We start from the raw sequence: 21,427 nt of genomic DNA on the forward strand, positions 1-21,427 counted from the left end.
GATGCCCGCGCCCGCGCTGGTCTTCGTCGGCTTCATGGGGGCCGGCAAGAGCACGGCGGCCCGCGAGGCCGCCGCGGTCCTCGACGCCCGACTTCACGACAGCGACCGGCTGCTGGAGGCCGAGTTCGGCAGCACGATCGAGGCGTTCTTCGACGCGCACGGCGAGGCGGCGTTCCGCGAGCGCGAGGAGGCGCTCGTCCTGCGCCTGCTCGACGCCGCGGACGGTGACGTGATCGCCTTGGGCGGCGGGACGCTCGCGAGCGCCCGGGTCCGCGAGGCGCTCGGCCGCCACCTGGTCGTGCACGTCGAGGTCGACCTCGAGACGGCGTGGACGCGCGCCGCGGGCAAGGGCCGGCCGCTGGCCCGCGACCGCGCGGTGTTCGAGGCCCGGTACGCGGAGCGCGCCTCGACCTACCGGTCGGTCGCCCGCGCGACGTTGCCGCCCGCCGACAAGAAGGTGGGCCGCCGGGCGGCGCGGGCGCTGCGCGATCTCGCGGACGCCCCGGCGGGCACGCAGCTGCTGTGGGCGACCGCCGCCTCGGGCGACTACCCGGTGCTCGTCGGCCGCCGGCTGCTGGGCCAGGTCCCGTGGCCGCTGGGCGGGCGCCGGTTCGTGGTGAGCGACGCGAACGTCGGCGACCTCTACGCGGGCCTGGTCGGTGAGGTGTCAGGCTTGATCGAGATCGGCGCGGGGGAGGAGCACAAGACCCTCGCGACGGCCGAGCGGGTCTGGGAGGCGCTGGTCGAGCAGGGCGCGACCCGCGCCGACCACGTCGTGGCGGTCGGCGGCGGCGTGGTCGGCGACCTCGCGGGGTTCTGCGCGTCGGCGTACCAGCGCGGCGTGCCGGTCATCCAGGTGCCGACGACGGTCGTCGCCCAGGTGGACAGCGCCTACGGCGGCAAGACCGGGGTGGACCTCCCGACCGCGAAGAACTACGTCGGGGCGTACCACCAGCCGTCCGCGGTCGTGGTCGACGTCGCGACGCTGGCGACGCTCCCGCCGGAGGAGCACGCGGCGGGCTACGCGGAGGTCGTGAAGACCGCGCTGATCGCGGGCGGCGCGCTGTGGGAGCAGGTCGCCTCGGGCGTTCCGGTCGACGACGCGACGATCCTCGGCTGCGCGCGCACGAAGCTCGCGGTGGTCCGCGAGGACGAGCGCGACGGCGGCCGCCGGCAGGTCCTGAACCTCGGCCACACGGTCGGCCACGCGATCGAGACGGTCAGCGGCTTCGCGCGCTACCGCCACGGCGAGGCGGTGGGCCTGGGCCTGCTGGCCGCGCTGCGCCTGTCGGGCCAGGAGGATCTGCGCGCGCACGTGCGGGACCTGCTCGAGGGGGTCGGCCTGCCGGTCGAGCTCGACCCGCAGCTGGACGCCGCGGAGATCGTCGCGGCGACCGCGAAGGACAAGAAGCGGCTGGGCGAGCACACGCCGTTCGTGCTGATCCACGGTCCGGGGGACGTCCGGCACGGTGCGGTGGTCGCGCCTTCCGACGTGCTCGCGGCCGTGGCAGAGTTGCACGGGTGACCCCGCCCGTGAGCACCCACAACCGCGTCGAGGTCCTGCACGGCGTGAACCTCGACCAGCTCGGCCGGCGCGATCCCGCCCACTACGGGTCGTTGACGTTCGAGCAGCTGCAGTACCGGATCGAGGAGTTCGGGCGGGAGCTCGGCCTGAGCTTGCGGTTCTTCCAGACCAACCACGAGGGCGAGTTCGTGGAGCACCTGCACGAGATCCGGGACACGGCGGACGGCATCGTCCTCAACCCGGGGGCGTGGACGCACTACAGCTACGCGATCCGCGACGCCCTGGAGCTGACCGAGCTGCCCGCGGTGGAGGTCCACCTCTCCGACGTCCAGGCGCGCGAGGCGTTCCGCCGGCACTCGGTGATCACCGACATCTGCGTCGCGACGGTGAGCGGCAGGGGCGTGGACGGGTATCGCGACGCGTTGAACCGACTGAGCGAGGAGCTGCAGGGATGAGCGCAGGCATCGACATGACCCGGGCCGACCGCGTGGCGGCGGCCCTCGACGGCCGAGCGGCCCTGCTCGTCACGGACCTCGTGGACATCCGCTGGCTGACGGGCTTCACGGGCTCCAACGCGGTCGCGCTCGTGGGTGCGGCGGGCGAGCGGCTGCTGCTGACCGACTTCCGCTACCTCAGCCAGGTCGAGGCGCAGGTCGACGCGGGCTGGGAGCGCCTGATCCGCCAGGACCTGCTGGCTTCGGTGGCGGACGCCCTACCGACCGGTCGGTCGGGCTTCGACGAGCACGACCTGTCGGTGCACCAGCACCAGCACCTGCTCGCGAAGGTCGGCGAGGGCGTCGAGCTCGAGCCGGCGGGCTCGATCGTCAAGGACCTGCGCGCGATCAAGGACGAGGCGGAGCTCGTGAAGCTCCGGGCCGTCGCGAAGGTCGCCGACGAGGCGTTCGAGGAGGTGGTGTCCGCCGGGCTCGTCGGCCGGACCGAGCGCGACGTCGCCCTGGACCTGGAGATCGCGATGCGCCGCCGCGGCGCCGACGGGGTCTCGTTCCCGCCGATCATCGCCGCGGGCGAGCACGGCGCGCTGCCGCACGCGGAGCCGCGCGACGTCCCGATCCCCGCGAACACGCTCGTGGTCATCGACTGGGGCGCCCAGATGGACGGCTACGCGTCGGACTGCACGCGCACCGTCGCCACCGGGCCGTTGGACCCGCGTGACCGCGCGGTCTACGACACGGTGCTGGCCGCGCAGGAGGCGGCGCTCGCCGCGGTGCGGCCCGGGCCCACGGGCCGCGAGGTCGACGCGGTCGCCCGGACGATCATCGACGAGGCCGGGCACGCCGAGCACTTCGGGCACGGCCTCGGCCACGGTGTCGGGCTGGAGGTCCACGAGGGTCCGCGGCTCTCCAAGCAGGGCGAGGTCGCGCTCGCCCCGGGCCACGTGGTGACGGTCGAGCCGGGCATCTACGTGCCGGGCGCGGTCGGGGTCCGGATCGAGGACCTCGTGGCGGTGACCGAGGGCGGGCACGAGGTCCTCTCGTCGCTGCCCAAGGCGCTACGCACCGTCGACTGATGCTCGAGCTCTCGGGGCACCAGGTCGCGCTCATCGACGAGCCGCTCGACGTCCGGCTGCGCGGCCTCGGCGAGGTCGCGGCCGCATTCGACGACGAGGACGATCTCGGCGGTGTCCTGTGGCGTGCGCGCCTGCGCGACGACGACGGACGCGTGTGGCGCGCCGCGGCCGACGCTCCGGAGCACCTGCCCGCCGGTCTGGCCCCGTCCAAGCCGGGAACGGGCCGCGTGCCCGCGCTGGGCTCCCTGCACCCGGTGCGGCTGGACGTGCACGCCGAGGCGCCCGACGGGCGCGGCGCGAAACGCACGTTCGAACGGCGGCTCCTGGCCGACGGGGTGCGCGTCCGCCGCTGGAAGGAGCCGCAGCTGCGCGGCACCGCGTTCCTGCCGCCGCCCGACGCGCCGGCCGCCGAGCCGTTGCTGCTCGACGCGCGCATCGACGCCAGCACCGGTGAGCTCGGCCTGCTCGCCGCGTTTGTGGCGCCGCTGGCGGCCGCGGTCCTCGCCTCGCGGGGCCGCGCGACGCTCGTCGTGACCGACCTCGACGACCTCGCGCCCGCGCTGGAGCGGCTGGCCGGGCTGCGCGCGGCGACCGGGGCGCCCCGCGTCCTGCGAACGCTGGGCGCCGGCGACGTCGTGCTGCTCCCGCCCGGGATCCCGGTGCTCGACGAGGGCTCCGCGGCCCGCACGGCCCGGCGGGACCGCTGGGCGAGCATCGTCACCCCGGCCTGAGGTCCGGCGGGTCACGCCCGAGGTCGCCGCCGCGCGGGCGGGCCGGCCACGACGGATCCGCGCCCGGCGGGGTGCGCTCGCCGCGCCGCAGGTCCGCGCGTGGCGGCCGGGTCCACGCGCGGGCGAGGTTCGACGCGGCGACGAGCGGGTGCGCGAGCGCCCAGTGCATCACGGCCTCCGCGGCGCCGACGAGCATCTCGGCGTGCAGCTCGAGGGCGAAGCGGCGGTTCAGGCCGCGCTGGGCACGGACGCTGCGGTCACGGCGCAGGGCCGCCACCACCCGGTCGAGCACCGTCCGCCGCACCTCGGCGTGCACCGCCATGACCGCCTCCTCCTCGATCGGCCGGTGCAGCAGCAGGCGGGCGCTGTCGGGGTTGCGCCGTGCCCAGCGCACGAGCGCGCAGACGACGCGCGGGAGCGGCTCGAGCTCCCAGCCCGTCGGTGCGGGGCCGGCCGCGACCGTGTCGACGGCCCCGACGTGGCCGCCTCGACCCGCCGCGAGCACGGCCGGGCCGAGGAACTCGTGCGCGTGGGCGCCCACGAGCTGCGGGCCGAGCACCGCCTCGACGCGTTGGGCCTCGTGCCGCAGCGCGGCTGCGTACAGATGCGCCTTGGACGGGAAGTACGAGTACATCGTCGGGCGCGAGACGGGGGAGACCGCCTCGAGGCGCCGCAACGTCGCCCGCGCGTAGCCGCGCGCCGCGAAGACCGGGATGACCGCCTCCAAGATCTGGACCCGCCGCTGCGCCCCCGTGACCCGGGCGGCCCGCCGCGCCCGCCGGTCGCGCGGCTTGTCGAGCACCTTGCCGAACAGGAGCCGCTCGGTGCGGTCCGGGTCGAACAGCGCGTCGATGTCCTTCTGGTCCATGCCCCAGACCTACCGGTCGGTCGGGTGGGGTTGGGGAGGGACCCCGCGATCGGCACCGGATCGGCACGAAGCCGTCACGAAGCCCGCACACGGACCGGTCGTCACGACACGCCGCGCGGCACTACGCTCTGGGGACCGTGATCAGCACCAACCAGCTCAAGAACGGCAACCACATCGAGGTTGACGGGGTCATCTACAAGGTCGTGGAGTTCCAGCACGTCAAGCCGGGCAAGGGGCCCGCGTTCGTGCGCACGAAGCTCCGCCGCACCACCGACGGCAACATCATCGACAAGACCTTCCGCGCCGGCGAGAAGTTCCGCAGCGTCCGCACCGAGGCCCGCAAGGAGACCTTCCTGTACTCGGACGGCGCCGACGCGCACTTCATGGACGCCGAGACGTTCGAGCAGACCGCTATCCCCGAGAAGGCGCTGGGCGACAAGCTCCGCTGGGTCAAGCCGAACGAGACGGTCGACCTGCTGTTCATCGACGGCCAGCCCGCGGACATCCAGCTGCCCGCCTCGGTCGAGCTGGAGATCACGCACACCGAGCCGGGCCTGCGCGGCGATACGGCCTCCGGTGGCGGCAACAAGCCCGCGACGGTCGAGACCGGTGCGGAGATCCAGGTGCCGCTGTTCGTCAACGTCGGGGACCGCGTGAAGGTCCAGACGGAGACGGGCCAGTACATGTCCCGCGTGTGAGCCGCCGCTCCGACCAGCGGCGCGCCTCGGTCTTCGCGCTCTACCAGCACGAGCTCACCGGCCGCGAGCTCGACGACGTCTTCGAGCGCGACGCCAGCGAGTTCACGCGCGCACTCGCCTACGCGACCGCCGACTACGCCGAGGAGCTCGACGCGATCGTCGAGCGCCACGCCACCGGCTGGACCGTCGACCGCATCGCCCCGCTGGAGAAGGCGATCCTCCGCGTCGCGCTGCTCGAGATGCTCCACCCCGACGCTGCGCCCGGCGACCAGCCGATCCCGGCCGAGGGCGCGATCGACGAGGCGGTCGAGACCGCCAAGACGTTCTGCGGGGCCGAGGCCCCGTCGTTCGTCAACGGCATCCTCGACGCCGCGCTGCGCGAGCACCGCGCCGCGCCCGCCGACGCCGACGGCGATGCGGGATGATCGGGACGCGATGAGCGAGGCGCCCGACACCCACGAACAGCTCGACCGGCTGATCGAGCGGCTCGAGACCGCTGCCGACCAGCTGCGCACCGGCGAGCTCGACCCCGACCAGGCCGCCTCCGTCGTCGAGCAGTGCGCCACGTTCGCCTCGCAGGCCTCCGCCGAGCTCGAGCGGCTCGCCCGCGTCGCCGCCTCCGAGCCGCTCCCCGGTCAGGACCAGCTGCTCTAGATGGGCTACCCGGACGCGCTGCGCGACGAGGTCGAGGCCTACCTGGAGGGGCTGTCGTTCGCGCCGCCCGGCGGCACCGACGGGCTCCAGGAGGCCATGCGCTACAGCCTGCTCGCGGGCGGCAAGCGGATCCGGCCGGTGCTCGCGCTCGCGACCGCGCGCGCCGTCGGCCTGCCGCACGAGGCCGTGCTCCCGTACGCCGCCGCGCTCGAGCTCGTCCACACCTACTCGCTGATCCACGACGACCTGCCGGCGATGGACGACGACGACCTGCGTCGCGGCCGCCCGACCTGCCACGTCAAGTACGGGGAGGACGTCGCGATCCTCGCCGGGGACGCGCTCTACGCCGAGGCGTTCCACCTGCTCCTGCGCAGCACCACCGCCGTCGGGGCGATGGACCCCGCCGACGTCATCGCGGCGGCCGCCGAGCTCGCCGCCGCCACCGGGGTCGACGGGATGGTCGGCGGGCAGTACATCGACGTCGCCGGCACCGCCACCACCGCGCAGGAGCTCCGCGCCCTTCACGCCCTGAAGACCGGCCGCCTGATCGGCGCCTCGGTCGTCGGCGTACTGCTTCTAGGAGGCATCAAGGAACCTGCGACAATGGCCTATCGCCAGTACGCCACCGAGATCGGAGTGCTCTTCCAGATCGTCGACGACATCCTCGACGTGACCGGGACCGACGCGGACCTGGGCAAGCCCCAGGGCAGCGACGAACGACACGGCAAGCGCACGTACGTGTCGGAGTTCGGCCTCGACGGCGCGCGGGAGCTCGCAGCCCGCTGCCACCAGGACGCCCGGACGACGCTCGCCACGGCGGCCGCCGCCCACGACGGACGAGCCGACGAGCTCGAGCAGATCACCGACTTCATCCTGACCAGGACCGCATGACTCGCATCCTCGACCGCATCGACCGCCCCCAGGACCTCCACGGCCTCACCGAGGAGCAGCTCGCGCAGGTCGCGCAGGAGGTCCGTGAGCACATCATCGACACCGTCGGCGAGATCGGCGGCCACTTCGGCGCGAACCTCGGCACGTGCGAGCTCGCCGTCGCGCTGCACTCGCTGCTGGACTCGCCGCGCGACAAGATCCTCTGGGACGTCGGCCACCAGGCGTACCCGCACAAGATCCTGACCGGCCGTCGCGACGAGCTGCACACGATCCGCCAGTACGGGGGCCTCGCCCCGTTCTGCGCCACGTTCGAGTCCGAGCACGACATCATGGGCGCCGGCCACGCCTCGACCTCGATCGGCTACGGCGTCGGGCTCAAGGAGGGCATGCTCCTGCGCGGCCAGAAGCCGCAGGTCGGCAAGGTCGCGGCCGTCATCGGCGACGGCTCCATGACCGGTGGCGTCGCGTTCGAGGCGATCCACCAGGCCGGCGGCCTCGGCACCCCGCTCGTCGTCGTCCTGAACGACAACGGCATGTCGATCTCGCCGAACGTCGGCGCGCTCTCCCGCTACTTCAACCGCGTGCGGCTGCACCCCAAGCTCTGGCACGCGCGCGAGGGCATGGAGAAGAACCTCGTCGACCTGCCCGGCGGGCTCGGCGCCGCGATCGAGAAGCTCGGCCCGCAGTTCAAGGAGTCGATCAAGGCCTTCTGGGCTCCCGGCCTGCTCTGGGAGGAGCTCGACTGGGCGTACATGGGCGTCATCGACGGCCACGACGTCCGCGCGCTGCGCGTCGCGCTCAAGCAGGCGTTCGCCGCCGAGCGGCCCGTCGTCGTGCACGTCGCGACCGTCAAGGGCAAGGGCTTCGCCCCCGCCGAGGAGGGCGGCCTCGAGGGCATGGAGCAGTGGCATGCCGCCAAGCCCAAGTCGATCGCCAACGGCAGCCCCGTCGCCGCCAAGCCCGCCCCGGCGGACGCCAAGCCCGCCCCGCCGCAGTACACGAAGGTCTTCGGCGACGCGATGGTCGAGGAGGTCCGCCGTGACCGCCGGGTCGTCGGCATCACCGCCGCGATGAACTCCGGCACCGGCCTCAACATCCTCCAGAAGGCGGAGCCCAAGCACTACTTCGACGTCGGCATCGCCGAGCAGCAGGCGCTGCTGTTCGCCTCCGGCCTCGCGCTCGAGGGCGTCAAGCCCGTCGCCGCGATCTACTCGACGTTCCTGCAGCGCGCCTACGACCAGATCGTCCACGACATCTGCCTGCAGGAGCTCAACGTCGTCCTCGCCATGGACCGCGCCGGGCTCGTCGGCGACGACGGCCCGACCCACCACGGCGTCTTCGACATCGCCTACCTGCGGTCGCTGCCGAACATCGTCTGCATGGCGCCGCGCGACGAGGCGATGCTCCGCCACATGCTGCGCACCGCGCTGCTGCACGACGGCCCGATCGCGCTGCGCTACCCGCGCGGCGAGGGCGTCGGCGTGCCGCTGCCCACCCCCGAGGAGATCCGCCCGATCGAGATCGGTCGCGGCGAGGTCCTGCGCGAGGGCACCCGGGTCGCGCTGCTCGGCTACGGCACCGGGGTCCAGAAGGCGCTCGACGCGGCCGACCGGCTGCGCGACGAGCACGGACTCGAGGTCACCGTCGCCGACGCGCGGTTCGCCAAGCCGATCGACCTCGAGCTCGCCACGCGGCTCGCCACCGACCACGAGCTGCTCGTCACCCTCGAGGAGGGCGTGCTCGCCGGTGGCTTCGGCAGCGCCGTCTGGGAGGCCCTCAACGAGCACCCCACGCCCGGCGCCGACGCGCGGATCCTGCGGATCGGGGTGCCCGACCGCTACATCACCCACGGCAAGCCCGCCCTGCTGCACGAGGAGATCGGCTTCACCGGCGAGGCGGTGGCCCGGCGCGTCCTCGAGGCGATCGGCGCGTCGACCGGGACGCCCGTCGGCACCGCATGAGCGCCGGCCCCGGCGGCGGCCTGCACCCGCAGGTCGCCGCGCTCGTCACCGCCCCCACGGACGGGCCGCTGGACCTCGACACGCTACGCGCCGGCTACGCCGAGACCGCCCGGGCGCTCGGCGGGCCCCCGGAGGACGTCGCGCACGTCCAGAACCTCCGCGTGCCTCGCCAGGACGGACCCGACACCGAGGGCATCCCCGCCCGCTACTACCTGCCGCAGGACCTCGCCGACGGCCCCGCCGGGGTGCTCGTGTGGTTCCACGGCGGCGGCTGGGTGATGGGGGACCTCGCGGGCATCGACCCCGCCTGCCGCGCGATCTGCGCCGCCTCGGGGCACGCCGTCCTCTCGATCGACTACCGGCTCGCGCCCGAGCACCCGTTCCCCGCCGGTCTCGACGACGCGTGGAGCGCGGTCCGCTGGGCGGCCGGGCCCGACGGGGCCGAGATGCTCGCCATCGAGGAGGGCCGCGTCGCCGTCGGCGGCGACAGCGCGGGCGGCAACCTCGCCGCCGCGTGCGCGGCCGCGCGCGGGACGGCGGCCTCGCGCTCCACGGCCAGGTGCTCGTCTACCCGGCGCTCGACCCGACCGGGGCGAGCCCGTCGTTCACGGAGCACGCCGACAGCGACATGCTGCGCGCCGACCAGATGCGCTGGTTCCTCGACGCGTACGCCGGCGGCGACGCCGGCGCGCGGCTGCGGGACCCCGACTTCGCGCCGCTGGCCGCCGCCTCGTTCGCCGACCTCGCGCCCGCGTACGTCGCCGTCGCGGAGATCGACCCGCTGCGCGACGACGGCCTGCGCTACGCGCAGCGCCTGCAGGAGGCCGGGGTGGAGGCGTCCACGCGCGTGCACGCCGGGATGGCGCACGGGTTCCTGCGCTGGGGTGGCGCGGTCGACGAGGCGCTCGTGCTCCTCGAAGACCTCGGCCGCGAGACCCGCCGCCTGCTCGGCTGAGTCGCGGCCGTCGCCCGCGTCCGCGTCGCCGTTGCGGGCGGCGCGCGACGACCGTCGCATCCGGCATCCTGCAGGACCGATGCGCGGACCGCTCCTGCTCCTCCTCGCCTCCGTGGTGCTCGGCGCCGGGGCCGCGGTCGCCGCGGTGACCGAGCGCAGCGACGGCCTGCGTCCGCCCGGCCTTACCGCGCGGACCGCCGCCCCGTCGGGCTCCGTGGTCGCCCGCGCCACGCCGCTGCCGCCCGCCCTCGCCCCGGCCCCGGCCGTCCCGGCGCCCACGCCCGCCGCCACCCCGACCCCGGTCCCGACCCCGCCCTCCATGGGGACCGCGCCCGCGTCCCGCGCCGTCGGCCGCCCGTTCCGCGACGGCCGGCTGGAGAACGGCGTCCTCCTCCCGGCGCAGGGCCCCGGCCACCGCACCTGGGACGCGCCGCTGCAGCGCAGCCCCAGCCGCGCCTGGCGGCGGTGGGGGACCGACGTCCTCGTCGCCACCGTGCTCCAGGTCCTCGCCGAGCACCGCGCCGCGCACCCGGAGTCGCCACCGATCCTCGTGGGCGACCTCAGCCGCCCGCGCGGCGGCATCTTCGACCAGCGCTACGGCGGGCTGGGGCACGCCTCGCACCAGAACGGCCTCGACGTGGACATCTACTACCCCCGCAAGGACCGGCTCCCGATCGAGGCCGCGCGCGCCTCCCAGGTCGACCGGCGGCTCAGCCAGGACCTCGTCGACCGCTTCCTCGCGCGCGGCGCGGAGTTCGTGTTCGTCGGGCGCAACGTCCGCCTGCGCGGACCGAAGGGTCGCGTGTCGAAGCTGCCCCACCACGACGACCACCTCCACGTGCGGATCCCGGACCCCGACGGCGTCGGCGGACGCTAGCCCGCCCGGGCAAGAAAACGGCCCGCTGGGAGGCGGGCCGCTTTCGGGGAGGAGAGATACTGCTATGTGGGTCGTGCGTGGATCTCTGAGGGAAGTCTGTGTGCCGGTCAGGCGCGCGCGCTGTACCGGGTGCTGAGGTTCAGCGCGAGCTGCAGCGCCGCGATGCCCGCGAGCGTGAAGCCCGCGACCGCGTCCCCGGCGACGCCGAGCACGAGGGCCGCGCCGCCGACGCCGATCGCCAGGCCGTAGTCCGCCGCGTGGTGCGTGGCGACCGGGACGGCCGGGACACCGCGCTCGTCGGTGGTGGAGCCGAGCGCGAGGCCGACCAGCGCCGCGCCGACCACGACCGCCAGGACGGTGCCCGCCGGGTCGAACCCGAGGGCGAACGGCGCGACCATCGTGAGGATGCCGACGAGCATCTCGAGGGCGCCGTGGGCCTGGAGGGGGATGAGGCGGAACGCGGTCATCTGCCGCCGGATCGTGGCGGGCGGACGGACGTTCGTCTGTGACACCAGGCACACACCCGAACGGCCGTTCGCCCCGGGCTGGGCGTCCCGCTGCACGGGCGGCGCGGGTTCGGCGCTACGGTGTCGCACGCCGATGCCCAAGGTCCGCCTGGACACCCTGCTCCACGAGCGCGGCCTGTTCGCGTCGCGCAGCCGCGCCGCCGCCTCGGTGATGGCGGGCGAGGTACGGCTGGGCACCGACGGCGCCCGCGCGCAGAAGCCCGGCCAGCTCGTCCCCGACGACGCCGTCGTCACCGTCGACGAGGCCCCGCGCTACGTGTCCCGCGGCGGCGTGAAGCTCGCCAACGCGCTCGACGTTCGGGCGATCGAGGTCGCCGGGCGCCGGGCGCTCGACGTCGGCGCCTCCACGGGCGGGTTCACCGACTGCCTGCTGCAGCGCGGCGCCGCCCACGTCGTGGCGCTCGACGTCGCCTACGGGGAGCTGCACTGGAACGTCCGCACGGACGAGCGGGTCACGGTCGTCGAGCGCACCAACGCCCGCGCGCTGACCCCGGACCAGCTGCCGTACGCTCCCGACCTCGTGGTCTGCGACGTCTCGTTCATCTCGCTGACGAAGGTCCTGCCGGCGGTCCTCGCCTGCCTGGACCCGGCGCGCCACGACGTCCTCGCGATGGTCAAGCCCCAGTTCGAGGTCGGCCGCGAGCGCCTGGGCAAGGGCGGCGTGGTCCGCGACGCCGACGACCGGCGCGCCGCGCTCGTCGCCGTCGCCGCCGCCGCCCGGGACGGCTCCGGCGCCACCGTCCTGGGCTTCGCGTCCTCCGGCCTGCCGGGCCCCAAGGGCAACCGCGAGACGTTCGTGCACCTCGCCGAGCCGGGCCGCGACGGGGCCGTGACCGACCTCGAGGCGGCCGCCCGGGAGGTCGAGCCGTGACCCCGCGCCGCTCCGTCACCGTGCTCACGCACCAGCGGCCCGTGCAGACCGGCTCGGTGCTCGACACGCTCGTCCAGGTCGCGCGCGAGGCCGGGGTGCTGCTGCGCTTCGACCCCGACGAGACCCGCAAGCACCACCTCGCCGCCCAGGACGTCGTCGCGGTCGACGCGCCGCTGATCGACGACGTCGAGCTGTGCATCGTGCTCGGCGGCGACGGCACGATCCTGCGCGCCCTGCGGCGCTACGCCGGCACGAGCGTCCCGGTGTTCGCCGTGAACTTCGGCGAGGTCGGCTTCCTCGCGACCGTCGACCCCGACGACGACGGGGGCGCGGAGGCGTTCCGCCAGGCGCTGCGCGGCGACTTCGAGACGCTGACGCTCCCGGCGATCGCACTGGAGCTGCCCGGTGGCCCGCAGGCGGCGATCAACGACATCTCGATCCATCGCAAGGTCGGGGAGCGGGTCGCGACGCTCGCCTACGCGAGCAACGGCGAGGAGGTCGGCAGCGTCCGCTGCGACGGCCTCGTCGTCGCCACCCCGGCGGGCTCGACCGGCTACAACCTCGCCAACGGCGGCCCCGTGATGGCCTGGGGCGTCGAGGGCTTCGCGGTCTCGTTCATCGCGCCGCACTCGCTGACCGCCCGGGCGCTCGTGGTCGCCCCCGACGACGAGCTGACGATCTTCAACCGCTCGCTCGGCGCGGTCGACCTCTCGGTGGACGGCCGGCCCGTGGGCGAGCTCGGCCCCGGGCAGCGGATCACCGCCCGGTTCGTGCGCGAGGCGGCCGACCTCGCGCAGCTGCCCGGCACGAGCTTCTACCGCCGCCTGCGGGAGAAGTTCGGCCGCCTCTCCTCCTAGAACGTCTGTTCGCCCCGGTTCCGTCCGTGGCCGGTGGTTCACTCGGCGGCGTGCTCCACGAACTCCGCGTCGAGAACCTCCTCCTGATCGAGCGGGCCGAGCTGCGGCTCACGGCGGGCCTCAACGTCCTGACCGGGGAGACCGGCGCGGGCAAGACCGTGCTCGCGCACGCGCTCGACCTGCTGCTCGGCGGCAAGGCCCGTGCGGGCATCGTGCGCCCGGGGGCGTCCGAGGCGTGGGTCGAGGGGGTCTTCGACCTGCCCGACGCGCTGCGCGCGACGATCGGGGACCGGCTGCCCGAGGACGCGGAGGACCTCGTGCTCGCGCGCCGCGTGAGCGCGGAGGGGCGCACCCGCGCCTACGTCGGCGGGCGGACCGCGACGGTCTCCGACCTGCAGGAGATCGCGGCCGGCCTGATCTCGTTCTACGGGCAGCACGAGCACCGCAAGCTCACGCTGGCGACCGCGCAGCTGGACCTGCTCGACAGCGCCTGCGGGCCCGAGCACCTCGAGCGCCGGGCCGCGTTCGGCGCGGTCCACGCCCGGGCCCGGGGCCTGGAGCGGCGGCTGGAGGAGCTGCGCGAGGTCGCGGGCGCCCGGGAGCGCGAGCTCGACCTGCTGCAGTTCGAGCTCGCGGAGATCGAGGCGGCCGCGCCCGACGTGGCCGAGGCCGCCGAGCTGCGCGGCGCGCGCGAGCGCCTGCGCCACGTCGAGGCGCTGCGGCTGGCCGCGCACGAGGCGGCGGACGCGCTCGCGCCCGAGGACGGCGACGGGGTCGTGTCGCTGCTCGGCGGCGGCGCGGCCGGCCTGGAGGGCGTCGGCGGCGTCGACGCCGAGCTCGACCGGCTGACCGAGCGGGTCCGGGCGCTGGGCTACGAGGCGCAGGACGTGGCGGGCGAGCTGCGCCGCTACGTCGACGGCCTCGACGCCGACCCGGAGGCGCTGGAGGCGACCGAGGAGCGGCTCACGGTGCTCGACCGGCTGCAGCGCAAGTACGGCGGGTCGATCGAGGCGGTGCTCGAGCACGCCGCGACCTGCCGCGCCCGCCGCGACGAGCTCCAGGGCGCCGAGGTGGCGATGGAGGACGCGACCGCGGCGCTCGACGCCGCCCGGGCCGAGCTCGACACCCGCGCCCGCGAGCTGCGCGCCGCCCGCGAGGCGCAGGCTCCGCTGTTCGCGCAGGCCGTGCGCGAGCGCCTCGGGGCGCTGGCGATGGAGGCCGCGCGGTTCGAGGTCGTCGTCACCGAGCGCGAGCCGACCGCCACGGGCGCCGACGCGGTCGAGTTCCGGATCGCGGCAAACCCCGGCGTGCCCGCCGGCCCGTTGCGCGACATCGCCTCGGGCGGCGAGCTCTCCCGCGTGATGCTCTCGATCATGGGCGTCGCCAACGACGGGTCGGGCGCGACGCTCGTGTTCGACGAGGTCGACGCCGGCATCGGCGGCGTCACCGCCCGGGCGGTCGGCGAGCAGCTGCGCGAGCTCGGGGCCGGGCGCCAGGTCGTCTGCATCACGCACCTGCCGCAGATCGCGTCGCTGGCCGCGCGGCATTTCTCGATCGAGAAGGACGTCAGCGTCGAGCCCGCGCGCACCACCGTGCGGACGCTCGAGCAGCGCGAGGTCGTCGGCGAGCTCGTCCGGATGCTCGGCGCGGAGGCCGACGACGTCGCCGCGCGACGGCACGCCAAGGAGCTGCTGAAGGCCGCCTGAGCGGCCCGCGGGAGGGACCGCGGACGGCGACCCGACGGGGGCGCGCCGTAGACTCGCGCGCAATGGCGTTGCGCCGCCGGTCGACCGGATCCCAGCCCGTTGGCGGCTCGCCCGACCCCTCCGGGGTGCGGGTGGTGCGCGGGCCCGTGCGCCGCGGGCGCAAGACGAAGATGCTGGTCAAGCGCCTGCGTCCCGGCGAGGTCGCGGTGATCGACCACAAGGACCTCGACCGCGTCGGCGCCGAGGACCTCATCGCCGCCGGCGTCGTGTCGGTCCTCAACTGCCGCCCGTCGAGCAGCGGCACCTACCCGAACATGGGACCCCTGCTGCTCGTCCAGGCCGGCATCCACCTCGTGGACCTCGACGGCGACGGGATCTTCGACGCGGTCGACGACGGGGACCCGATCGAGGTCCGCGGCGGCACCGTCCTCATCGACGGCGAGGTCGTCGCCACCGGGACCGTGCAGGAGCCCGCCGACGTCCGGGCCGCCAACGAGCAGGCGCGCGCCGACATCGGCGAGGCGCTCGAGGCGTTCGCGCGCAACACGATCGAGCACATGGTCGAGGAGCAGGAGCTGCTCTCCGGGCGCATCGAGCTGCCCCGGTTCGACACCGACTTCCGCGACCGGCCCGCGCTGATCGTCGTGCGCGGCGTCGACCACCAGTCCGACCTGCAGGCGCTGCGGCCGTACATCCGCGACGTCAAGCCCGTGCTCGTCGGGGTCGACGGTGGCGCCAACGCGATCCTCGAGGCGGGCTTCAGCCCCGACATGATCGTCGGCGACATGGACTCCGCGCAGGAGCGCACGCTGCGCTGCGGCGCCGAGCTCGTCGTCCACGCCTATAGCGACGGCCGCGCGCCCGGCCGCGACCACCTCGAGAGCCTCGGGCTCGCGCACAAGGTCGTACCGGCCCCGGGCACGAGCCAGGACGTCGCGATGCTCATCGCCGCCGAGAAGGGCGCGGAGCTGATCGTCTCGGTCGGCGCCCAGCTCAACCTCATGGAGTTCCTCGACAAGAACCGGCGGGGGATGAGCTCGACGTTCCTCACCCGCCTGCGGCTCGGCGAGATCATCGTCGACGCCAAGGGCGTCAGCCGGCTGTACCGGCCGCTGCCGCGCGCCGCCCCGATCTGGCTCGTCCTGCTCACCGGGTTCGTGACGCTCGTCGCGGTCGTGCTGCTCACGCCCGGGCTGCGCGAGGTCGCCGACCTGCTGTGGCTGAAGCTCCGCGTCCTGCTGGGCTTCGACCTGTGACCACCTCCGATCGCTAGCCTCCCGGCCGCCTCGTGTTCGACTTCCGCTACCACGCGCTCTCGCTCGTCGCCGTCTTCGTCGCCCTGCTCATCGGGCTGCTCCTCGGCGTCGCGATCGGGGACGAGGGCCTCGTCTCCAGCGCCGAGCGCCAGCTGCGCTCGAACCTGCGCTCCGACGTCGCCGACGCCAACCGGCGTGCCGACGAGCTGCGCGCCGACGTCGCCGAGAGCCAGCGGTTCGCCTCCGAGGTGTACGCGCCGCTCGTCGCCGACCGGCTGCTCGGGCAGCGCGTCGCCGTGCTCTTCCTGGGGGAGGGCTCCGAGGACCTCGCCGACGACGTCCGCACCGCCCTGGAGGACACCGGCGGCCGGGTCGTGGCGGTCGGCGTGGTGCGCGAGCCGCTGGACGTGCCGCAGCTCGCCCAGCGCGCCGCCGACACCCGCTACGAGAACCTCGCGGTCGGCGACGAGGACCTCGCGCAGGCGCTCGGCGTCCGCATGGGCGTCCAGCTGGTCTCCGGCGGCGAGCTGCTGGGCCGCCTGCGCCCGACGCTCTTCCGCACCCTCAACGGCTCCCTCGACGACGTCACGATGGTCGTCCTGATCCGCCGCCCGCCGAAGCTCGAGGGCGCGCCGGAGCGCACCCGCGCCGGGTTCGAGGAGGGCTTCGTGCAGGGCCTGCGGGAGACCGCGATGCGCGTGGTCGGCGCGGAGGACTCCGACGCCGACCCGTCCCAGATCGGCTGGTACGAGGACCGTGACCTGTCCAGCGTCGACGCGCTGGACCGCATCGAGGGCCGGGCCGGGCTCGTCCTGACCCTGGCCGGAGCCGAGGGGACCTTCGGCATCAAGGACAGCGCCGACGCCCTGTTGCCCGACGTGGTGGGAGGAACACCATGAACCTCACCAGCGACCGCTCGCTGGGACAGCTGCTCGACACGTCCTTCGCGCTCTACCGCGCGCACCTGGGGCTGTTCCTGCTGCTCGCGGCCGGGGTCGTCATCCCGGTCGACCTGATCGTCGGCGGGATCGGCCTCGGGCAGCTCACCGCCGGCTACGACGAGAGTCCCTCCGCCGCCGAGACGCTCGTGCCCAGCGCCGTCTCCGCGCTGGTGACCGTGCCGCTGATCACGGCGATGCAGGTCCGCGCGATCCTCGCGATCGAGCAGGGACGGACCCCGACCGCGGGCGAGGCGGTCCGCGAGGGCCTGGACGTCTTCACCCCGCTGCTGGTCGTCGTCGTGCTCGCCGGCCTCGTCACGATCCTCGGCTTCCTCGCGCTGATCATCCCCGGCATCTACCTGCTGACGCACCTGGCGGTCGCCGCGCAGGTGGTCGCGGTCGAGGGCCGCACCGGCGGGGAGGCGCTGCGCCGCTCGTTCGAGCTCGTGCGCGGCAACGCCTGGTGGACGCTCGGCGTCCTGCTGGTGATCAACCTGCTCGCGGGCATCGTCGGCGGCATCGCCACGCTGCCGGCGGTCGGGCTGGCCGAGAGCAGCGACAGCGCGCTGCCGCTGCTGATCGCCGCGATCATCGTCGAGCCGTTCACGCTCTCCTTCCAGGCGCTCGCCACGACGGTCCTGTTCTTCACGCTCGTCGCCCGCTCGACCGGGGTCGGTGCGGCCGATGGGCCGTCCGGCGCCGGGCCGGGCACCGCACCGTCGCAGGACGACGCCTTCCGCGCCCCCGAGGCGCCCTGGCAGCCGCCCGGCTTCACCGACCTGCCGCCGCCGCCCCGCCCGCCCGCCGGGTGGGAGCCGCCGCGCCCCGGCTCCTGAGCGATCCCGGGCGGGCCGCAGGGCGGGTCGTCCGCGCCCTCAGCTAGGTTGCCCGTCCGTGCCGGAGCTGCTCGTGTCGTTCGTCATCGCCGCCGCCGTCGCGGCGGTGATCGCCGGCCCGCTGCTGCGGAGCCTCGCCGACGGGGGCTTCACGGTCACCAACTACCGAGGCGTGCCGCTGCCGTGCCCGCTGGGCCTGCTGTTCCCGGCCGCCCTGTCGGTGGCGTTCGTGCCGCTCTGCGCCGCGGTCGTGCTCGGCGCCGACCCGGAGGTGCTGGCCCTCAGCGGCTTCGTGTTCCCGGTGCTCGTGTCGGTCCTCGGGCTCGCCGACGACGCGTTCTCGAGCGCCTCGCGGGGCCTGCGCGGCCACCTGCGGGCCACGCTGCGCGGCGAGTTCTCCACCGGCGCCCTGAAGGCGGTCGGGATCGCCGGCCTGGCGCTGGGGACGACGTACGGCGCCTACGGCGACGACGACGCCCGCTGGCTGGCGAGCGCGCTCGTGCTGACGCTCGCGACGAACCTCTTCAACCTCGTCGACCTGCGCCCCGGCCGCGCGGTGAAGGCGTACCTGCTCGTCGTCGCGGGCTGCGCCGTGCTGGCGTGGGACGAGGCGCTCTTGCAGGGGATGTCCACCTTCACCGCGGTCGTGGTCGTCTGCGGCCTCTTCGACCTGCGCGAGCGGGGCATGCTCGGCGACACGGGCTCCAACGCCATCGGGGCGGCCGCCGGCGTCTGGCTCGTCGGCACGCTCGACTCGACCTCCGGGCTGCTGCTCGCCGCCGCCGTCCTGCTGGCGCTGACCGCGTACGGCGAATTCCGCTCAATTTCCGCGTTCGTCGAACGCACCCCAGGATTCCGTCACCTAGACTCGCTCGGGAGAGTGCACCGTGCCTGACACCACATCCAAGACCCGGTACATCTTCGTCACGGGCGGCGTCGTGTCGTCGCTCGGGAAGGGGATCGCCGCCGCGTCGATCGGGCGCATCCTCGTCTCCCGCGGCCTGACGGTCGGCCTGCAGAAGTTCGACCCGTACATCAACGTCGACCCGGGCACGATGTCGCCGTATCAGCACGGCGAGGTCTTCGTGACCGAGGACGGCGCCGAGACGGACCTCGACCTCGGCCACTACGAGCGCTACACCGACACGAACGCGTCGCGCGCCTCGAACGTCACCGCCGGCGGCATCTACAACTCGGTCATCCGGCGCGAGCGCCGCGGCGACTACCTCGGCGGCACCGTCCAGGTCGTCCCGCACATCACCGACGAGATCAAGAACCGGATCAAGCTGATCGCGGAGACCTCGGACGTCGACGTCGTCATCACCGAGATCGGCGGCACCGTCGGCGACATCGAGTCGCTGCCGTTCCTCGAGGCGATCCGCCAGTTCCCGGTCGACGTGGGCCGGCGCAACTGCCTGTTCATGCACCTGACGCTCGTGCCGTACATCGGGCACGCCGGCGAGCTGAAGACGAAGCCGACGCAGCACTCGGTCAACGAGCTGCGTCGCATCGGGATCCAGCCCGACATGCTCCTGTGCCGGTCGGAGTCGGAGCTCTCGTCGGACATCCGCAAGAAGATCGCGCTGTTCGCGTCGCTGCCGGTCGAGGCGATCGTCTCCGCCAAGGACGTCAGCGACATCTACGAGGTGCCGCTCTGGTACCACGACCAGGGCGTCGACACGTTCGTCATGGACCAGCTCGGCATCGTGCCGCCGCGCGACGCGGACCTGGCCGAGTGGGAGGCCGTGGTCGAGCGCGCCAAGCAGGCGACGCAGCCGGTGCGGATCGCGCTCGTCGGCAAGTACGTGCAGCTCGAGGACGCGTACCTGTCGGTCGCGGAGGCGCTGCGCCACGCGGGGATCCTGCACGGCGGCAAGATCGAGCTCGACTGGGTCGACTCGGAGACGCTGACCGACGACGCCGTGGCGCGCGAGCGCCTGGGCGACCACGACGGCATCCTCGTGCCCGGCGGCTTCGGCGGCCGCGGCGTCGAGGGGAAGATCCGCGCGGCGCGCGTGGCGCGCGAGCAGCGGATCCCGTACCTGGGCATCTGCCTGGGCATGCAGATCGCGGTCGCGGAGTTCGCGCGGCACGTGGCCGACATGCCGGGCGCGAACTCGACCGAGTTCGACATCGAGACCGAGTGGCCCGTGATCGACCTCCTGCCCGAGCAGAAGGAGGTCGCGGACCTCGGCGGCACGATGCGCCTCGGCGCCGACCCGGTGAAGCTGCACGAGGGCACGCGCGCCCGCGAGCTGTACGGGGAGGCGGTCGTCTACGAGCGCCACCGCCACCGCTACGAGGTGTCGATCAGCCTGCGCAAGCGGCTCGAGGCCGCCGGGCTCGTCGTGTCCGGCACGTCGCCCGACGAGCGGCTCGTCGAGGTGGTCGAGCTGGCGGACCACCCGTTCTTCGTGGCGTCCCAGTACCACCCGGAGTTCAAGTCCCGCCCGGAGCGTCCGGCGCCGCTGTTCCGCGAGTTCGTCGGCGCCGCCATGGGCCGTGCGCGGTCCGAGCACCCGGACGGCGACGTGCAGGTCTCGCGCGGCTCCGCCGCGCACCCGGCCTGAGCCGTGCGGCGCGCCGACGCGGCCGAGCGCGAGCGCCTGCACGCGCTCTTCGGCGAGCTGTGCGCGATCCGCTCGGTGACGGGCGAGGAGCGCGCGATCGCCGACCGCGTGACGGCCGAGCTGACCGGCCTGGGCCTCGCGGTCCACGAGGACGGCACGGCCGCGGAGACGGGCCTGGGCAGCGGCAACCTGCTGGTCCGGATCCCCGCGGCGCACCCGACCGACCGGTCGGTCGGGTTGTGCGCGCACCTGGACACCGTGCCGCACGACGGGGTCGTCGAGCCCGTCCGGGTGGACGGGGGGTGGGAGAGCGCGGGGGAGACGATCCTCGGGGCCGACAACAAGGCCGCGCTCGCCGTGCTGCTCGTCGCGGCGCGTCGGCTGGTGGCCGAGGGGGCCCCGGTCGGCGTCGAGCTGCTGCTGACCGCCGGGGAGGAGACCGCACTGCTGGGCGCCTCGGCGTTCGACGTCTCGACGCTGCGCTGCGACCTCGGCTACGTCTACGACCACGCGTCCCCGATCGGGGAGATCGCGCTCGCGTCCCCGACCTACTACCGGATCGAGGGCCACTTCCTCGGTGCCGCCGCCCACGCCGGGATCCGTCCCGAGACGGGGCGCAGCGCGGTCCGGGCCGCGGCCCGGGCGATCGTCGCGATGCCGCACGGCCGGCTCGACGACCAGACCACCGCGAACGCCGGGCACGTGCGCGGCGGGCCCGCCGGGGCGACGAACGTCGTGCCGGAGCACGCCACGGTGCTCGCTGAGGTCCGCTCCCTGGACGCCGCCCGGGCGGAGGAGGTCGTCGGGCAGGTCGTCGACGCGTTCCACGACGCCGCCAACGACCCGGACGCCCCGTGCGACCTGGACCTGCAGGTCGCCCGCCTCTTCGCCGGCTACCGGCAGGCGCCCGACCTGCCCGCGGTCCGCATCGCCGAGGAGGCGCTGCGCGCGTGCGGCTACGCGCCGCGCCACATCGTCACCGGGGGCGGCACCGACGCCAACGCGATCATCGCCGCCGGCGGGCCGCCGTTCGTGAACCTCGCCAACGGCACCGAGCGCAACCACCAGACCTCCGAGCGCGTCAGCGACCAGGCGCTCGAGGACATGCTCGACCTCACCTTCGCGCTGCTCGACGCCGCGGCGGACCCCCGGTTCGCGCCGGAAGCGTGACAGCG

At 74.5% G+C, this 21,427-nt stretch carries 21 protein-coding genes and 1 pseudogene; 20 read left to right on the forward strand and 2 right to left on the reverse strand.

The genetic code is table 11. The features are described 5' to 3' along the window. Position 1 precedes the first annotated feature (1 nt). From GKE82_RS01410 to GKE82_RS01425, 4 genes are read left to right on the forward strand one after another with little or no spacing between them, the layout of a single operon-like run. A complete protein-coding gene (locus GKE82_RS01410; RefSeq protein WP_154732101.1) occupies positions 2-1,525 on the forward strand; it encodes a bifunctional shikimate kinase/3-dehydroquinate synthase in 1,524 nt (507 codons plus the stop codon). Further along, positions 1,522-1,980, forward strand: a complete 459-nt coding sequence (gene aroQ, locus GKE82_RS01415) for a type II 3-dehydroquinate dehydratase (RefSeq protein ID WP_233243933.1) — start codon at positions 1,522-1,524, stop codon at positions 1,978-1,980. Before GKE82_RS01410 ends, aroQ begins: the two co-directional genes overlap by 4 nt. After that, positions 1,977-3,053, forward strand: coding sequence for a Xaa-Pro peptidase family protein (locus GKE82_RS01420; protein ID WP_107570866.1), 1,077 nt, complete (start codon positions 1,977-1,979; stop codon positions 3,051-3,053). The genes aroQ and GKE82_RS01420 overlap by 4 nt, the downstream gene beginning before the upstream one ends. Then, complete coding sequence (locus GKE82_RS01425; protein ID WP_154732102.1) at positions 3,053-3,784, forward strand: hypothetical protein; 732 nt, start codon at positions 3,053-3,055, stop codon at positions 3,782-3,784. Before GKE82_RS01420 ends, GKE82_RS01425 begins: the two co-directional genes overlap by 1 nt. Here the strand turns inward: GKE82_RS01425 and GKE82_RS01430 are convergent. Then, positions 3,771-4,652 carry a TetR/AcrR family transcriptional regulator gene (locus GKE82_RS01430; RefSeq protein ID WP_154732103.1) on the reverse strand — a complete coding sequence of 294 codons (882 nt, stop codon included), beginning with the start codon at positions 4,650-4,652 and terminating at the stop codon, positions 3,771-3,773. The genes GKE82_RS01425 and GKE82_RS01430 overlap by 14 nt on opposite strands. Positions 4,653-4,789: 137 nt before the next feature. Between GKE82_RS01430 and efp the strand changes: the two genes are divergently transcribed. The 7 genes and pseudogenes from efp to GKE82_RS27700 all read left to right on the forward strand — a co-directional run bounded on the left by efp (position 4,790) and on the right by GKE82_RS27700 (position 10,688). Next, positions 4,790-5,350, forward strand: coding sequence for an elongation factor P (gene efp, locus GKE82_RS01435; RefSeq protein ID WP_107570869.1), 561 nt, complete (start codon positions 4,790-4,792; stop codon positions 5,348-5,350). Next, positions 5,347-5,775: a transcription antitermination protein NusB gene (locus tag GKE82_RS01440; RefSeq protein WP_107570870.1), complete on the forward strand. Its 429-nt coding sequence runs from the start codon at positions 5,347-5,349 to the stop codon at positions 5,773-5,775. Before efp ends, GKE82_RS01440 begins: the two co-directional genes overlap by 4 nt. A 10-nt stretch (positions 5,776-5,785) precedes the next feature. Continuing rightward, positions 5,786-6,004, forward strand: coding sequence for a hypothetical protein (locus GKE82_RS01445; RefSeq protein ID WP_107570871.1), 219 nt, complete (start codon positions 5,786-5,788; stop codon positions 6,002-6,004). Beyond that, positions 6,005-6,895: a polyprenyl synthetase family protein gene (locus GKE82_RS01450; RefSeq protein WP_154732105.1), complete on the forward strand. Its 891-nt coding sequence runs from the start codon at positions 6,005-6,007 to the stop codon at positions 6,893-6,895. After that, entirely contained in the window at positions 6,892-8,856 is a 1,965-nt protein-coding gene (gene dxs, locus GKE82_RS01455) for a 1-deoxy-D-xylulose-5-phosphate synthase (protein WP_154732106.1), read from the forward strand. Before GKE82_RS01450 ends, dxs begins: the two co-directional genes overlap by 4 nt. Beyond that, a pseudogene (locus GKE82_RS31160) lies at positions 8,853-9,811 on the forward strand (alpha/beta hydrolase). The gene dxs and the pseudogene GKE82_RS31160 overlap by 4 nt, the downstream one beginning before the upstream one ends. A gap of 79 nt (positions 9,812-9,890) precedes the next feature. Further along, on the forward strand, positions 9,891-10,688 hold the full coding sequence (locus GKE82_RS27700; protein ID WP_230316069.1) for a penicillin-insensitive murein endopeptidase: 798 nt from the start codon (positions 9,891-9,893) through the stop codon (positions 10,686-10,688). 107 nt (positions 10,689-10,795) lie between these two features. On the opposite strand, the gene GKE82_RS01465 is transcribed toward GKE82_RS27700, so the two are convergent. Further along, on the reverse strand, positions 10,796-11,155 hold the full coding sequence (locus GKE82_RS01465; protein ID WP_154732108.1) for an SPW repeat protein: 360 nt from the start codon (positions 11,153-11,155) through the stop codon (positions 10,796-10,798). A 133-nt stretch (positions 11,156-11,288) separates the two neighbouring features. Between GKE82_RS01465 and GKE82_RS01470 the strand changes: the two genes are divergently transcribed. The 9 genes from GKE82_RS01470 to GKE82_RS01505 all read left to right on the forward strand — a co-directional run bounded on the left by GKE82_RS01470 (position 11,289) and on the right by GKE82_RS01505 (position 21,422). Further along, positions 11,289-12,086 (forward strand): TlyA family RNA methyltransferase, encoded by a 798-nt coding sequence (locus tag GKE82_RS01470; protein ID WP_154732109.1) that lies wholly within the window; start codon positions 11,289-11,291, stop codon positions 12,084-12,086. Continuing rightward, positions 12,083-12,943 (forward strand): NAD(+)/NADH kinase, encoded by an 861-nt coding sequence (locus GKE82_RS26745; protein WP_107570878.1) that lies wholly within the window; start codon positions 12,083-12,085, stop codon positions 12,941-12,943. Before GKE82_RS01470 ends, GKE82_RS26745 begins: the two co-directional genes overlap by 4 nt. A 50-nt stretch (positions 12,944-12,993) precedes the next feature. Further along, positions 12,994-14,649 carry a DNA repair protein RecN gene (gene recN / locus GKE82_RS01475; RefSeq protein WP_196189013.1) on the forward strand — a complete coding sequence of 552 codons (1,656 nt, stop codon included), beginning with the start codon at positions 12,994-12,996 and terminating at the stop codon, positions 14,647-14,649. A gap of 62 nt (positions 14,650-14,711) precedes the next feature. After that, complete coding sequence (steA, locus tag GKE82_RS01480) at positions 14,712-15,905, forward strand: putative cytokinetic ring protein SteA (RefSeq protein WP_107570879.1); 1,194 nt, start codon at positions 14,712-14,714, stop codon at positions 15,903-15,905. A 32-nt stretch (positions 15,906-15,937) separates the two neighbouring features. Further along, positions 15,938-16,804 carry a copper transporter gene (locus tag GKE82_RS01485; RefSeq protein WP_107570880.1) on the forward strand — a complete coding sequence of 289 codons (867 nt, stop codon included), beginning with the start codon at positions 15,938-15,940 and terminating at the stop codon, positions 16,802-16,804. Next, positions 16,801-17,682: a hypothetical protein gene (locus GKE82_RS01490; protein ID WP_107570881.1), complete on the forward strand. Its 882-nt coding sequence runs from the start codon at positions 16,801-16,803 to the stop codon at positions 17,680-17,682. Before GKE82_RS01485 ends, GKE82_RS01490 begins: the two co-directional genes overlap by 4 nt. Positions 17,683-17,740: 58 nt before the next feature. Next, a complete protein-coding gene (locus GKE82_RS01495; protein ID WP_107570882.1) occupies positions 17,741-18,577 on the forward strand; it encodes a hypothetical protein in 837 nt (278 codons plus the stop codon). Next, positions 18,570-20,252 carry a CTP synthase gene (locus GKE82_RS01500; RefSeq protein ID WP_107570883.1) on the forward strand — a complete coding sequence of 561 codons (1,683 nt, stop codon included), beginning with the start codon at positions 18,570-18,572 and terminating at the stop codon, positions 20,250-20,252. The genes GKE82_RS01495 and GKE82_RS01500 overlap by 8 nt, the downstream gene beginning before the upstream one ends. A 3-nt stretch (positions 20,253-20,255) precedes the next feature. After that, positions 20,256-21,422: a M20/M25/M40 family metallo-hydrolase gene (locus GKE82_RS01505; protein WP_154732111.1), complete on the forward strand. Its 1,167-nt coding sequence runs from the start codon at positions 20,256-20,258 to the stop codon at positions 21,420-21,422. The last annotated feature ends 5 nt before the right edge of the window (positions 21,423-21,427 follow it).

The sequence above is a fragment of the Conexibacter sp. W3-3-2 genome (assembly GCF_009707605.1).
In the GTDB taxonomy this organism is placed as follows: Bacteria; Actinomycetota; Thermoleophilia; order Solirubrobacterales; family Solirubrobacteraceae; genus Paraconexibacter; species Paraconexibacter algicola.

What these genes read in the sequence shown, in the direction of transcription:
- GKE82_RS01410 (WP_154732101.1), top strand. Translation starts at nt 2, where the DNA reads ATGCCCGCGCCCGCGCTGGTCTTCGTCGGCTTCATGGGGGCCGGCAAG.
- GKE82_RS01425 (WP_154732102.1), top strand. Translation starts at nt 3,053, where the DNA reads ATGCTCGAGCTCTCGGGGCACCAGGTCGCGCTCATCGACGAGCCGCTC.
- GKE82_RS01465 (WP_154732108.1), bottom strand. Translation starts at nt 11,155, where the DNA reads ATGACCGCGTTCCGCCTCATCCCCCTCCAGGCCCACGGCGCCCTCGAG.
- GKE82_RS01420 (WP_107570866.1), top strand. Translation starts at nt 1,977, where the DNA reads ATGAGCGCAGGCATCGACATGACCCGGGCCGACCGCGTGGCGGCGGCC.
- dxs (WP_154732106.1), top strand. Translation starts at nt 6,892, where the DNA reads ATGACTCGCATCCTCGACCGCATCGACCGCCCCCAGGACCTCCACGGC.
- GKE82_RS01430 (WP_154732103.1), bottom strand. Translation starts at nt 4,652, where the DNA reads ATGGACCAGAAGGACATCGACGCGCTGTTCGACCCGGACCGCACCGAG.
- GKE82_RS01445 (WP_107570871.1), top strand. Translation starts at nt 5,786, where the DNA reads ATGAGCGAGGCGCCCGACACCCACGAACAGCTCGACCGGCTGATCGAG.
- GKE82_RS01470 (WP_154732109.1), top strand. Translation starts at nt 11,289, where the DNA reads ATGCCCAAGGTCCGCCTGGACACCCTGCTCCACGAGCGCGGCCTGTTC.
- GKE82_RS01490 (WP_107570881.1), top strand. Translation starts at nt 16,801, where the DNA reads ATGAACCTCACCAGCGACCGCTCGCTGGGACAGCTGCTCGACACGTCC.
- GKE82_RS01450 (WP_154732105.1), top strand. Translation starts at nt 6,005, where the DNA reads ATGGGCTACCCGGACGCGCTGCGCGACGAGGTCGAGGCCTACCTGGAG.
- GKE82_RS27700 (WP_230316069.1), top strand. Translation starts at nt 9,891, where the DNA reads ATGCGCGGACCGCTCCTGCTCCTCCTCGCCTCCGTGGTGCTCGGCGCC.
- steA (WP_107570879.1), top strand. Translation starts at nt 14,712, where the DNA reads ATGGCGTTGCGCCGCCGGTCGACCGGATCCCAGCCCGTTGGCGGCTCG.